The 12,393-nt window shown below is 51.0% G+C and carries 11 protein-coding genes; 6 read left to right on the top strand and 5 right to left on the bottom strand.

What is annotated here, in order from left to right:
* Window positions 1–31 precede the first annotated feature (31 nt).
* The 6 genes from porG (at window position 32) to J0X19_RS18235 (ending at window position 6,741) form a co-directional block, all read left to right on the top strand.
* Window positions 32–796 (top strand): type IX secretion system protein PorG, encoded by a 765-nt coding sequence (gene porG, locus J0X19_RS18260; protein ID WP_206985854.1) that lies wholly within the window; start codon window positions 32–34, stop codon window positions 794–796.
* Window positions 797–865: 69 nt separating this feature from the next.
* Window positions 866–1,612, top strand: coding sequence for an isoprenyl transferase (locus J0X19_RS18255; protein WP_206985853.1), 747 nt, complete (start codon window positions 866–868; stop codon window positions 1,610–1,612).
* Between the two features lie 15 nt (window positions 1,613–1,627).
* The gene (bamA, locus tag J0X19_RS18250) at window positions 1,628–4,150 is read left to right on the top strand and encodes an outer membrane protein assembly factor BamA (RefSeq protein WP_206985852.1); all 2,523 of its coding nucleotides are present in this window, start codon (window positions 1,628–1,630) and stop codon (window positions 4,148–4,150) included.
* 41 nt (window positions 4,151–4,191) lie between these two features.
* On the top strand, window positions 4,192–4,866 hold the full coding sequence (locus tag J0X19_RS18245; protein WP_206985851.1) for an OmpH family outer membrane protein: 675 nt from the start codon (window positions 4,192–4,194) through the stop codon (window positions 4,864–4,866).
* 46 nt (window positions 4,867–4,912) lie between these two features.
* Window positions 4,913–5,578: an OmpH family outer membrane protein gene (locus J0X19_RS18240; protein ID WP_242582931.1), complete on the top strand. Its 666-nt coding sequence runs from the start codon at window positions 4,913–4,915 to the stop codon at window positions 5,576–5,578.
* A gap of 89 nt (window positions 5,579–5,667) precedes the next feature.
* On the top strand, window positions 5,668–6,741 hold the full coding sequence (locus J0X19_RS18235) for an RluA family pseudouridine synthase (protein WP_206985849.1): 1,074 nt from the start codon (window positions 5,668–5,670) through the stop codon (window positions 6,739–6,741).
* Window positions 6,742–6,822: 81 nt separating this feature from the next.
* On the opposite strand, the gene J0X19_RS18230 is transcribed toward J0X19_RS18235, so the two are convergent.
* The 5 genes from J0X19_RS18230 to J0X19_RS18210 form a co-directional block, all read right to left on the bottom strand.
* Window positions 6,823–8,244 carry a tetratricopeptide repeat protein gene (locus tag J0X19_RS18230; RefSeq protein ID WP_206985848.1) on the bottom strand — a complete coding sequence of 474 codons (1,422 nt, stop codon included), beginning with the start codon at window positions 8,242–8,244 and terminating at the stop codon, window positions 6,823–6,825.
* Window positions 8,245–8,482: 238 nt separating this feature from the next.
* Window positions 8,483–9,451 carry a PstS family phosphate ABC transporter substrate-binding protein gene (locus tag J0X19_RS18225; RefSeq protein WP_206985847.1) on the bottom strand — a complete coding sequence of 323 codons (969 nt, stop codon included), beginning with the start codon at window positions 9,449–9,451 and terminating at the stop codon, window positions 8,483–8,485.
* Between the two features lie 470 nt (window positions 9,452–9,921).
* Window positions 9,922–10,758 (bottom strand): energy transducer TonB, encoded by an 837-nt coding sequence (locus tag J0X19_RS18220; protein ID WP_206985846.1) that lies wholly within the window; start codon window positions 10,756–10,758, stop codon window positions 9,922–9,924.
* Window positions 10,759–11,038: 280 nt separating this feature from the next.
* The gene (locus J0X19_RS18215; RefSeq protein WP_242582928.1) at window positions 11,039–11,869 is read right to left on the bottom strand and encodes an energy transducer TonB; all 831 of its coding nucleotides are present in this window, start codon (window positions 11,867–11,869) and stop codon (window positions 11,039–11,041) included.
* The gene (locus J0X19_RS18210; RefSeq protein WP_206985845.1) at window positions 11,866–12,390 is read right to left on the bottom strand and encodes an ExbD/TolR family protein; all 525 of its coding nucleotides are present in this window, start codon (window positions 12,388–12,390) and stop codon (window positions 11,866–11,868) included. Before J0X19_RS18210 ends, J0X19_RS18215 begins: the two co-directional genes overlap by 4 nt.
* Window positions 12,391–12,393: the final 3 nt, after the last annotated feature.

The raw sequence follows: 12,393 nt of genomic DNA, 5'->3' as shown, positions 1-12,393 counted from the left end.
GACTGGTTGGTGTTCACTCACAATCAGTCTGATGACCAAAGCGAATCTCTTCAAAACACTCCTTGTTTGCTCCGTGCAGGCAGGGAGTGTTTTTTTTGCCCAATCGGCTAGTGCTCAGTATACTAGTGAAGTAGGTTTGGGACTAGGTGGTTTAGTTTATAAAGGCGAACTGTCGCCAAGCTACCAGTTCAAAAACAACCGGCCAGCTGTTACTGCCTTTTACCGCCGGGATATTTCGGCACCAGTTACTTTGCGAGGAGCCTTCACTGCGGGGTTACTCCGAGCTGATGATGGCAACGTTAAGGGAGTAAATGGTGCCGTTGCGCCACTGCCATCATATAGGCAGGCTAACATGAAAGGCAGCCTGTACGAGGTGTCAGCGGTGATGGAGTATAACTTCTTCGACTACCATTACCGGAAGGCTAAAATCCATTTTACACCTTACGTATTCGTGGGGGTAGCAGGCTTTCTGTCCAGCACAACTACTGCAACCGATAACGCCGCTTTGCCTGCTCTAAACCAAAAAGGAACGTTACTAGGCTTAGCAGTTCCGGCAGGATTTGGTTTCAAGTACGCTTTATCAAACCGCTGGAACCTGGGGCTAGAAGCAGGGGCGCGTAAAGTGTTCAGCGACCAAATCGACCACATTGACGGCAAAACCCAAGGGCAAACGGATGTGGTAGGAAATCCGCACGACCAGGATTGGTACTTCTTCAATGGGGTCAGTATCTCTTACACATTTTATAAAATCAACTGCCCGCCTCAATACAAGAGTAATCCTAGGTTGTTGCAATAGCCGACAGCTTAGACGAATTGGAATGCAACCATTTGCGTAACTTGCAGCCTCTTTACGCAAAAAGCATCCATGACCCTCCGGTCCGAAATTGACCCGCAAAATATTCCTTCTCACGTGGCCGTGATAATGGATGGCAACGGCCGTTGGGCCAAGCAGAAGGGTGGCCTCCGCATCTTCGGCCACCAGAGCGCCATCACCGCCGTGCGTGATACCGTGGAAACCGCTGCCGAAATGGGAGTGCGTTATCTCACACTTTATGCCTTCTCCACCGAAAACTGGTCGAGACCAGCCCACGAGGTGACGGCCCTTATGCAGTTGTTGGTGCACACTATCCGCAAAGAGACGCCCACACTATTAAAGAACGGAATTCGTTTAGAAGCCATCGGCCAAACTGATAGTTTGCCTAATTCCTGTCAGCGCGAATTAGCTGAAGCCAAGGAACTCACCAAAGCAGGTTCCCGCATGACGTTGGTATTGGCACTAAGTTACAGTGGCCGCTGGGACCTCACCCAGGCCACTCGCCGCTTGGCAGCCGATGTAGCCACTGGTAAGCTACGCGCCGAAGACGTGCAGGAGTCTACTATCGGAAGCTACTTGGCTACGGCCGGTATGCCTGATCCTGAACTCTTGATTCGGACAAGTGGGGAACAGCGCATCAGCAACTTTTTGCTTTGGCAACTGGCTTACACTGAATTATATATCACCGATTTGCTGTGGCCCGATTTTAGACGGGCTCATTTTGAGGAGGCCGTGCGGGCATACCAACGCCGGGAACGGCGTTTTGGGAAGACAAGTGAGCAGCTAACCGTTTCGTAAGGTTTCGACAACAGAATGAATCTATTTTTGCAGACGTTGGGCCGCGTGGCCGTGGTACTTACATTGAGTTCGGTAACGCCCCTAGTTGTGCGGGCGCAAACCGCGCCCGCCACCGGCGACGAAACGAAGCGCTACGAGTTGGGGGGAATTACCGTTAGTGGTGCCCGTTACCTCGATACCAATACTCTTATTGGCTTGACCGGGTTGCGTGTAGGCGACCCAATTTCAATACCTGGTGAAGAAATCGGCAAAGCCATCCGGAAGCTCTGGGACCAAGGTATTCTGGGTGATGTAAGCGTTGCCATCACTCGTATTGATGGCAACCGGATTTTCCTGGACTTCAACTTAAAGGAGCGCCCACGGCTTTCATCGTTCGATTTCGAGGGCATCAGCAAGGGGCAAGCTGATGACTTGAAAAATAAGATCAAGCTGATCCGTGGAAAAGTAGTGACGGACGCTCTACTGAGCAACACCAAAACGCAGGTACGGAAGTTCTATACCAACAAAGGTTTCCTTGATACCAAGGTGAACATTGTACAGGTGCCTGACTCCAGCCTGTCGAACAGCGTGGTGCTGAAAATCAAGGTAGACAAAGGAGGCAAGAGCAAAATCCGTGAAATTGCTTTTGAAGGCAACGAAGCCTTCAAGGATAGCAAACTGAAGGGTAAGTTCAAGAAAACCAAGGAGAAGAAGTTTCCTAAGCTTCTCAATTCCGGCAAATTTCAGCGCTCTGAGTTCGAGGACGATAAGGCAAAGCTCATTGATTTCTATAACTCGGAAGGCTACCGCGACGCAATAGTTGTATCCGATACGCTAGAGCGTGTTGGTGATGCCTTGAAGCTGAAAATCCGGGTGGATGAAGGCCCGAAGTATTACTTCCGCAACATCACCTGGGCCGGTAATTATCTGTATGACGATAAAACGCTGGCCTCCGTACTAGGCATAAAGGAAGGCAGCGTATACAGCAAGGAAACGCTGGATAAGCGCCTAAACTATAACCCTACCGGACAAGATATTACCTCGCTCTACATGAACGATGGGTACTTGTTCTTCTCCATCGACCCGGTGGAAACCAAGGTGGAAGGCGACTCGATTGATATTGAGATGCGCATCACGGAAGGAGTGCAGGCTCGCATCAAGGAGATAAACATAGCCGGCAACACCAAAACCACCGACCATGTGATACGCCGGGAACTGCGTACGCTGCCTGGTGATAAATTCAACCGGGAGCTGCTTATCCGTTCACAGCGTGAAATCTCCACGTTGGGTTACTTCGACCCTGAAAAAGTGGGTATGGTGCCGGTTCCTAACCAAGCCGATGGTACGGTGGACATCAACTACACCGTGGTAGAGAAGCCCTCCGACCAGATTACGCTTTCAGGTGGCTGGGGCGGTTACGCGGGCTTCATTGGTACGGTAGGCTTGGTGTTCAACAATTTCTCGTTGCGTAAGGCCAAGGATTTCCGTAACTGGACGCCCGTACCAGCCGGCGACGGTCAGCGGATTGCGCTCAACGTGCAGGCCAACGGGTTGCAGTATCAAGCATACTCCTTCTCGTTTACGGAGCCGTGGTTGGGTGGCCGTAAGCCCAACTCTTTCTCGTTCAGCTTGAACCGGAGCATCAACCGCCTGACCTATGGCAGTACCTTCGACATTCAGAACGGCGCATTCATCAAAAGCAACACGGCGTCTATCAGCTTAGGCCGTCGGTTGCGCTGGCCCGATGACTATTTCACGCTGAGCAACTCGCTGGGTGTTACGCAGTACGAAACCAAGGATTATCAGCTATTCGAGAATTTCCAGAATGGTAAGGCGACCAACATCACGCTGAACACCACGCTGGCCCGAAACAGCATCGATAACCCGACCTATACGCGGCGAGGCTCTTCGTTGGCGTTGAGTGTGAGTCTGACACCACCTTATTCAGCTATCAAGGGCGCCCACCCCAACAGTAACGAATGGGTGGAGTTCCACAAGTGGATGTTCGATGCCTCTTGGTTCACGCCTATTGTGGGCAAGCTGGTACTGAACACGCGGGCGCACTTTGGCTTCATAGGCACGTACAATAGCAGCCGACAAATCGGGCCGTTTGAGCGGTTTAAGCTGGGTGGTTCAGGTTTGGCCGCTGGGGGTAGCCAGAACTTCGCAGTGGGTACCGAATTTATTGGCCTGCGGGGCTATGCTGACCCCAACGATGCCAACGCTATACCAACAGCCCAGCAATTTCAAAATGGTGGGGTAGTGTACAACAAGTATGTAATGGAAATGCGTTATCCGGTGTCGCTGAACCCAGCGGCTACGGTTTATGTTCTGAGCTTCGCGGAGGCCGGCAATGCGTTCAACAGCTACACCAATTACAATCCCTACAAACTGTACCGTTCGGCAGGGGTAGGCGCCCGGATTTTCATGTCGGCATTTGGTTTGCTAGGCTTTGATTTCGGCCGGGCCTTCGACACGGTTCCGCGTAACAGCACCAACGCGTCGTCGGCACAAGACCGTAATCAGTTCCACTTCATCATCGGTCAGCAGATCCGCTAAGCATGGCGGGGCAAACCGGTTTTCATCACCCACCTGTTGCTATGAAAAAAATACTTTCCATCCTGGCTGCCCTGTCGGTGCTGGTGTGCACTGCCCAATCGGCGGTAGCTCAAAAGTTTGGTTACGTAGACTCTGAGTACATCATGGGCAAAATGCCCGCGTATGCCCAGGCCCAAACCGAGCTGAACAATTTGTCGCAGACTTGGCAGAAGGAAATCGAAACCCAGAAGAAGGACCTCGATAAACTATACCGCACCTACCAAGCCGAAGAGGTGCTGCTGACGGAGCCGATGAAAAAGAAGCGGCAGGACGAAATCTTGAAGAAAGAGCAGGACACAAAAGCATATCAAAACAAGATTTTTGGTTACGAAGGTCAACTGTTCAAAAAGCGTCAGGAATTGACCAAGCCGGTGCAGGATCAGGTGTTCGAGGCCATTGAAAAAGTAGCCAAGAAAAAGCAGTTGGCCATTGTGTTCGACAAGTCCGGTGACCTGACCATGCTCTACACTAATCCAGTGCACGACTACACGGAATTTGTATTGGAAGAATTGGGTTTAGCTTCTGAAGACCGTAACCAGACCGCTCAGAAAGGCAGCGTGAAAACCGTAACTACGCCTAAAACTCCAGCCGGTGATGCCATACCAGCTGACGAGGAGAAAGCAGGCGCGGCACCTACCTCTCGGCCTTCGGCACGTCCGGCAAGCCGAAAAAACTAACTTTGCAATATAAAACCTCTCAGACGTTTCCCTTTTAATGACCATCATGAACATGTTCCGCGTTGCATTGGCTGCGGCCGCCCTTACCTTTTCGTCGGCCTCAGTTGCGCTAGCGCAGGCTCCTACTACCGCTGCAGCTGCCACACCGGCTGCTAGTGGTCCATTGAAAATTGGCTACACCAGCGTTGAATACGTGCTGAGCCAAATGCCGGAAAGCCGTCAGATTGAAACGGATCTGAAAGCATATAGCACCCAGCTAGAAAACCAGCTGAAAAGCAAGTACGCTGAATATCAGACTAAACTCGATGCCTATCAGAAGGGCGCTTCTACTATGACCGACGTAGTGAAAGCTGACAAGGAAAAGGAGCTGACGACTATGCAGCAGTCCATCCAGGAGTTTCAGCGCACTGCCGACCAGAACTTGCAGCAGAAACAGCAAACTCTGCTGAAACCAGCATTGGATAAGCTCCAGAAGACGATTGATGCCGTATCGGTAGAGAATGGGTACACCTACGTACTGAACTCGGATGGTGCCAGCCCGGTGTTGTTGCACGGCCCCAAAGAAGGTGACATTTCGGACTTGATTTTGAAGAAAATGGGCGTAACCCCAGGTGCCGCTCCAGCGCCTGTTGCTCCTAAAGCTACCACTCCAGTTGTGCCGGCATCTTCAACCACGCCTGCCACCAAAACGAAAACCAAAACCAAGAAGTAAGGCTTGCAGCCTGTTACTTGAGCTAGACAAGCCGGGACTTCGTGTCTCGGCTTTCTTGTTTAGTAACTAGCCCAACATTGCCATTGCATATGACTGACCCTGACTTATCCAATGAGGAGCTGTTGCCAGTGCCGTTGTCACTACCCGACGAAGAAGAGTCGGAGGTAGGCGACGAGTTGTACGAGCATCACCGTATTGTTGTTAGCCGAAAGCAGGATTTGTTGCGGCTCGACAAATACCTGATGCGCCAATTGCCACACAGCTCGCGCACCAAGATTCAGAACGCTATTCTGGCCGAAGCGGTACAGGTAAACGAGCGGCCTACCAAGTCAAATTACCGCATCAAGCCCGGCGACCTGATAACCATTACGCTGCCCGAGCCGCCCATTGATTTCCGGGTGCTGCCTGAGCCCATGGACCTCGATATTCGCTACGAAGACGAGGCCTTGCTTATGGTGAATAAGCCGGCGGGTATGGTAGTGCATCCAGCCTTTGGCAACTGGCATGGTACGCTGGTAAACGGCCTGACTCATCACCTAAACAACCTGCCTACAGGGCGTAACGGTGAAATACGCCCCGGTCTTGTGCACCGCATCGATAAGGATACCTCAGGCTTGTTGGTCATTGGCAAAACGGAGTACGCCATGACTCATTTGTCGCAGCAGTTCTTTCACCACACCATTGAGCGGACGTATCTGGCTCTGGTGTGGGGCATCCCGAAGGAAGCACAAGGCACCATCCGCAGCAATATTGGACGGAGCGTGAAGGACCGCAAGGTACAGGCCGTGTACCCACTTGATGGCGAAGACGGAAAATCGGCTGTTACGCACTACAAGGTGCTACGTACGTTCGGGCACGTGGCATTAGTACAATGTAACCTCGAAACGGGTCGTACGCACCAAATTCGGGTACATATGAAGCACATCGGTCACCCACTGTTTTCTGATGCCACCTACGGCGGCAACAAGGTGCTCTACGGCCAGCGCACGGGTGCCTACAAGGCCTTCGTGGATACGGCATTTGAGCTGATGCCTCGGCAGGCATTGCACGCTAAATCACTCGGGTTTACGCACCCGGTAACCGCAGAGCAGATGCAGTTTGAGGTGGAACTGCCCTCCGATTTTGCCTCAGTGCTGGCTCATTGGGAGCAATATGCTAGTTGATTGGCATGGCGTTGAGTCTTCATGAAAAAAGCCCCCGTTGCAACTGCAACGGGGGCTTTTTTCATGAAGAACAAAGAAAGCTTATTTTTTCGGCGCTGTTTTCGAAGTTGCCTTAACCGGAGCTTTCATTGAAGCCATTACCTTTTTGGCATTGGCATTCTCGGGGTCTAAGGCTAGTACTTGCTCGTAATAAGGAGCTGCCGCCGCCTTGTCGCCTTTGGCGTAGTAGTAATAGCCCAAGTACTCGTTGGCTTCTACCAGCCCGTCCTTGTATTTCGCCGGATCGGCTTTTGCCATTTCAATGTACTTCTCATAGTGCGGTTTGGCCAAGCCTTGCTTGGAATCCGGATCCATGAAGTAGTTGGCCTTAGCCCGCATCAAATAGCCAGGAACATAGGTTGGGCGAGCAGTTAGTACCGCGTTGTATAGGCTATCCGCCTTGTCATACTGCTTGTTGCCGCCGTAAGCTACAGCCAAACGAATCTGGTCGGTTAGTTCAGGAGTAGCATCGGATTTCATCTTTGCCTTGTAGGCGGAAATGGCAGCCGGGTAGTTCTTAGACAGCATGTATCCTTGTGCCAACTCGTTCTGCAATTCAGCCGCTTTTTTCGGGTCTTTGGCAATAGCAGTTTTGAGTGCAGTTTCGCCTTCCTGTGCCCGACCAGCTTTCGAGAGCATCTTACCGTAGTACACGTAGTCTTCGGTGATGAGCTTGTCAGCCGGCTGGAGCTTCATGTATTTCTCCATAGCTGTTACGGCCTCAGCATTCTTACCGTTCTCGAACAGCGTGTAAGCCAGCAGGCGGTTCATGGTGATGTTGTTGGGGTCACGGGCCAACACTTTCTCCACTTCCACCTGAGCTTCCGGATACTTCTTGGTCAGGAACAGGAACGAAGCATACTTAGCATCCGTACCCGGCGACTTTTCGGCTACACCCTGGTATTTCTGGAAGGTAGCCAACGCGTCATCGTACTTACCGGCGTAGAAATACGTTTCGGCCAGTGCGTTGTAAGCAGGAGCATAGTTGGGGTCAAGTTGAATGGCTTTCTCGAACGAAGCTTTGGCATCGTTGTAGTTACGAGCCCGCACGTTCAACTCGCCTTTGCGGTAGTTGGCTAGCGCGCTGTTCGGGTCAGCCAGCAAAGCCCGCTCGTAGCTGTTCATGGCCTCGCCACCACCCTGGTCCGACTGACCATAGATGTCGCCACGGGCAATCATCAGTGCTGGGTCGTCTTTGCCTTTAGCAAGTTTTTCCCCCGCAGTTACGTAGCTCAAGGCTTTGGCATTATCGGCTTTAACATCCGACTCGCCGTAGGCTTGGGCAATCATCGTGTACACTTTCGCGTCTTTGCCTTTGCTGGCTTTCACGGCAGCATCAAACTGAGTTTGAGCACCCGCTTGGTCGCCTTTGGCCAGTGCAGCACGGCCAGCGGCCACCAAGCTCATCGGATTTTTGGGGTCAACAGGAACGCGGCTGAAATAATAGGCTGCCGAGTCGGGCATATCCCGCTTCTGATAGAGGCGGCCCAATTCGAATGAAGATTCGGCAGATTGACCTTGGCGCAAAAGCGCAGCCCGGGCTTCGCTGTAACGCTCAAGTTCAATAGCCTTCTGAGGATTCTGAGCGTAAGCGGCAGAGCCGGAAACTGACAAGGCAACGAGGAACGAGATATTCCAGGGCTTGAAGTTCATGGGTAATTGGTTTGGTGAAAAGAGGTGTGTAAAAAGTACTCGGTCGGACTTACTTCTTCGAGGTATTCACGATTCTGGTTTGTCCGGTAGCCGGCATCAGTCCCGATTTCAAGACAATCAGCTGGCCTTTTGTTCCTGCTACAAAGGATGCAAAACCGGTGCCAAGACCGGCCCGCCCCTCGCGGCTGATAATGTACACTTCCCGCCGCAACGGATACTTTTTCAGGGCCAGATATGCCTGGAATGGCTGGTAGTAGTCATCCACTGACTTCGGATTTGCTTCAGAGCTGATGCTGGCTACCCGTACACGCTTTAAAAAGCGTTGTACCGCTGCATCATCTCGGTCACTAATCCAGTTGGCGCCAACTATTCCAATGGCGTTCGGATGAGTTGCAACGTAATCTAGCAGCGCTGGGTTCGATTTTGCAGCAAACACTCGTTTCGATAGCGCCGCGCCGCGGGTGATAGAGTCCTGAACATAGCGGGTGGTGCTAGAGCGGTTAGCATCGAAAACCACGTCAACCTGGCCAGCCTTGCCTTTGCCACTTACTTCCTTCCAGTCGGCTTTCTTACCCGAAAAAATATCGCTCAACTGCGCCATAGTCAGCAACGAGTCGGGATTGGACGGGTGCAGAATAATGGCCAAGCCATCGGTGGCTATATGAGTGGTACGCGGGATAAGCATCTGCTTTTCCAACACGCTTTTCTCGTTTGCGTTGAGTGGCCGAGCCAATACTACGGCCCGCACTTTATCAGTAAGTATATCCTGAGCGACATCGTTTTCGGGCTTATAAGCAGCCGTCACGTGCGCATAGGTGTACAATTGCTGAAACGTATCGATATGCGACTTCAGAATGGGCGCAAACGTCTCATCGACGCTGATATTGATGCGGCCAGTGGTAGAAGTATCATCATCGGGGCCTGCGGCATCCGGGTTACGATTGCAGGCGGTCAGAAGGGCACCAGCTACAGCTAAGCCGAAGGAAAACGAACGTAGGTTGACAGAAATTTTAGTCATGTTGAGAGTCAACGTTTCGGAAATGCTGCTGGTAAGTACGGACAAATCTAATAATTCCGTAAAATACGAATATACCGCCCAGTATTCGGCGGTTCGGAACGGAGAGGTTGAAGATAATGGGCGGAGCAAACCATAAGAATATGCCCAGCCCAATATACGTGAGGGTCATGATCAGCAGGAAGTAGCGCATGAAGCCCCGGGAAGAGTTGCTTCGCGCCGACAAACGCTCTTCAGTGGTAGGACGGTTAATCATAAAATCTGGTGACAACAAGCGGGTAAATATTTACTGCTTATAACACAATATTCCCGGTGTCAGGTTCGCCTAAACGTAACCAAAGCTTGGTTATTGCTACAAGAAAGGCTGAAAACTGCTCGATTCAAGAAGAATCAGGCAATTTTCAGCCTTTTTGACTGATAATTTTTATTTAAAATGTTATAAGCTAGTAGTTTACTTCAAGGCTATATTTTCTTTAATCGTAGCGGAAAGTGATAGGCATAGTGTAGCGTACTGCCACCGAATGCTTGTTCTGCATACCAGGTTTCCAAACAGGCATGTTCTTTACTACACGGGCGGCTTCCTCGTCGGTACCGAAGCCCAAGCCTTTCAATACTTGCACATCGGCAATAGAGCCATCGGCCTGCACAGTGAAGGAGATATACACACGGCCCTCAACATTATTGCGCAATGCCTGTGGAGGATACCGTAGGTTCTTCTGCATGTAGCGTTGCAGAGCTTCCTGGCCACCCATAAACTCAGGCATTACTTCAGCCGTGATAAATGGTGCCGGTGGACCTGCTGTTTTGGATGCATTGGAATCTTTCCCAGTACCTCCTATCAGGCCAGCTCTTTCACCTGTTCCAGTGGAAGGACCAGTTGCACCGGGGTTTTCAATGACACTGGGCTCAATTGCCGTAATGGTAGGTGCCATCGGCTTGTCATCCTTCTTAACCAGATCATCAGCCTTTACAGCCGGTACTGTTTGAGCAGGTGGGCGCATAACAGGTGCTGGTGGCGGTGATACTTGGCCTCCAACTGGTTTAGGGGGCTCTGTTAATGGTGGGTTTATCAATATAACTTCTGGTACTGGTAATACACATACTGTCGGATCTGGAACTTCTATTAACTGTGGGAATAAAAATGCTTTAATAAAGGGAGAGGTTACCAGAAGCAGTGTAAGTGCTACAGCAATTGCTAATGCTCTTACCAAATGGCGTTCATACAACTGCCGGAGCACGTAGGCGCCATACAGCTTGTTGCGGCCCTCAAAGATAATGTCGTTGAAGGAAGCGGTACGTAAATCGAGCATACTCATGTGGGATATAGGTTAGAGGTGAAACGAATGCACAGTAGGCAATTACCCAAACCTGGCTCCCTGCTCATAAATCGGCCGCTACCGCCTGGCTTTCAAAGGTCTAACGGTTAGTGTTTATGGGGTAGTATGCAAGCAGTGAAATATTTTTTTATATCATTTCTAAGTAAGGCCATCTAACCAACTTAGCTGCTGCAAAACGAAAAATCCCGCTTTCGGCCGAAGCTGAAAGCGGGATTTTAATGGCAGAAACAAGTAGCTGAATCTGCGTGTAAGCTTACTTGATAGCGAAGGTTACTGGTACAGTGTAAGACACGCTTACGGCCCGACCGTTTTGCTTACCAGGCGAAAACTTGGGAAGCTTCTTCACCGAGGCCACTGCAGATTCGTCGCAGCCACCGCCGATGCCTTTTTGCACCTTCACATCCGTTACAGCTCCGTCAGGGCCTACTACGAACGAGATAAAAACTTTGCCTTCAATCTGGTTACGCAGTGCCAGCGCTGGGTACGTAGCGCCTTTCTGAATGGCTGCTAGCAAAGCTTCAGGACCACCAGGGAATACGGGCATTTGCTCCACGTACTGGTACACCTTCTGCTCCACTACTTCTTCTACTACCTTGTTGCCTTCACCAGCATCCAAACCATTAAGGTCGAGCGGATTGTCGGTGTTGCCTTTTACAGTAGCAGTTGAAACCACTTTATCTTCCAGTTCCTTCTGATCTGGAATCTCTTCTACTTTCTTCACCTCTTCGTCTTTCTTAACGACGGGCGGGGTGAACTTGATAGTAGAGAGTTTCGGTGGTGGCGGTGGTGGCGCCTCCGGTGGTGGTGGCGGTGGCGGTGGTTTCGTTTGGTCCAATGGAGGGGCATCCATCAGAACGTTCTCCTTGAGCATCTTGTCCTCTTCCACTACTGTTTCGTCTTTGAAAAGACGGGCAATCAGCGGGAAGCTGATTAACAGTACGAAAAGAGCAACAGCGATGAGGAGGGCGCGCGAGACGTGCTTGGAGTACAAGCGCCGCAACACATAGGCTCCGTAGGCTTTATTTCGGCCTTCGAAAACAATGTCGTTGAGGGTCGCCCGCGCTATTTGGCTGTTATCCATCATAGCCCGGAAGTTTTAATAAGGTCCTCGTCTTGTTTCGAAACGTCCACCAGAGCGTATTTACTCTGATTGGTGATGTTCATCTCATCCAAGATGTCCACCATGTTCTTATAGTTCGACTTGTCGTCTGGCTTAATCAAAACCACCGTTTTGGGGTTTTGGCGCTGCCGGGCCAACAAGACTTTACGAATACCGTCGGCTGAGTAATCAGAAAGCTTCAATTGAGGCTTCACATTCTCATCCAACAGCCCTTCGTAATAGTAGAGCTTGTCTTTCTCGCCCATAATGATGGTAAAGGCATCAGAAGCTTTCAGAACGGTTTGTTCGTCAGGATTCTTTTCCTTAACCGGCATCGTGAGCTGCATCACGTTCGGCTTGTTGAAGGACGCCGTCAGGATGAAAAAGGTAAGTAGCAAGAAGGCCAAGTCCACCATCGGGGTCATGTCGATACGAGTCGACATTTTCTTGGCCCGCTTTTTTCCGCCTTTTCCACCCCCGCCGGAGTTCTGTTGTATTTCTGCCATGGC

It is taken from the genome of Hymenobacter telluris (assembly GCF_017313265.1).
Classification (GTDB): domain Bacteria; phylum Bacteroidota; class Bacteroidia; order Cytophagales; family Hymenobacteraceae; genus Hymenobacter; species Hymenobacter telluris.
Note: the sequence above shows the minus strand (reverse complement) of the source record. Positions and strands in the feature narration are given on the sequence as shown.

Coding starts and splice junctions, on each gene's coding strand:
- J0X19_RS18245 (WP_206985851.1), top strand. CDS start 4,192: ATGAAAAAAATACTTTCCATCCTGGCTGCCCTGTCGGTGCTGGTGTGC.
- J0X19_RS18230 (WP_206985848.1), bottom strand. CDS start 8,244: ATGCCCGACTCGGCAGCCTATTATTTCAGCCGCGTTCCTGTTGACCCC.
- J0X19_RS18225 (WP_206985847.1), bottom strand. CDS start 9,451: ATGACTAAAATTTCTGTCAACCTACGTTCGTTTTCCTTCGGCTTAGCT.
- J0X19_RS18255 (WP_206985853.1), top strand. CDS start 866: ATGACCCTCCGGTCCGAAATTGACCCGCAAAATATTCCTTCTCACGTG.
- porG (WP_206985854.1), top strand. CDS start 32: ATGACCAAAGCGAATCTCTTCAAAACACTCCTTGTTTGCTCCGTGCAG.
- J0X19_RS18210 (WP_206985845.1), bottom strand. CDS start 12,390: ATGGCAGAAATACAACAGAACTCCGGCGGGGGTGGAAAAGGCGGAAAA.
- J0X19_RS18235 (WP_206985849.1), top strand. CDS start 5,668: ATGACTGACCCTGACTTATCCAATGAGGAGCTGTTGCCAGTGCCGTTG.
- bamA (WP_206985852.1), top strand. CDS start 1,628: ATGAATCTATTTTTGCAGACGTTGGGCCGCGTGGCCGTGGTACTTACA.
- J0X19_RS18220 (WP_206985846.1), bottom strand. CDS start 10,758: ATGCTCGATTTACGTACCGCTTCCTTCAACGACATTATCTTTGAGGGC.
- J0X19_RS18240 (WP_242582931.1), top strand. CDS start 4,913: ATGAACATGTTCCGCGTTGCATTGGCTGCGGCCGCCCTTACCTTTTCG.
- J0X19_RS18215 (WP_242582928.1), bottom strand. CDS start 11,869: ATGATGGATAACAGCCAAATAGCGCGGGCGACCCTCAACGACATTGTT.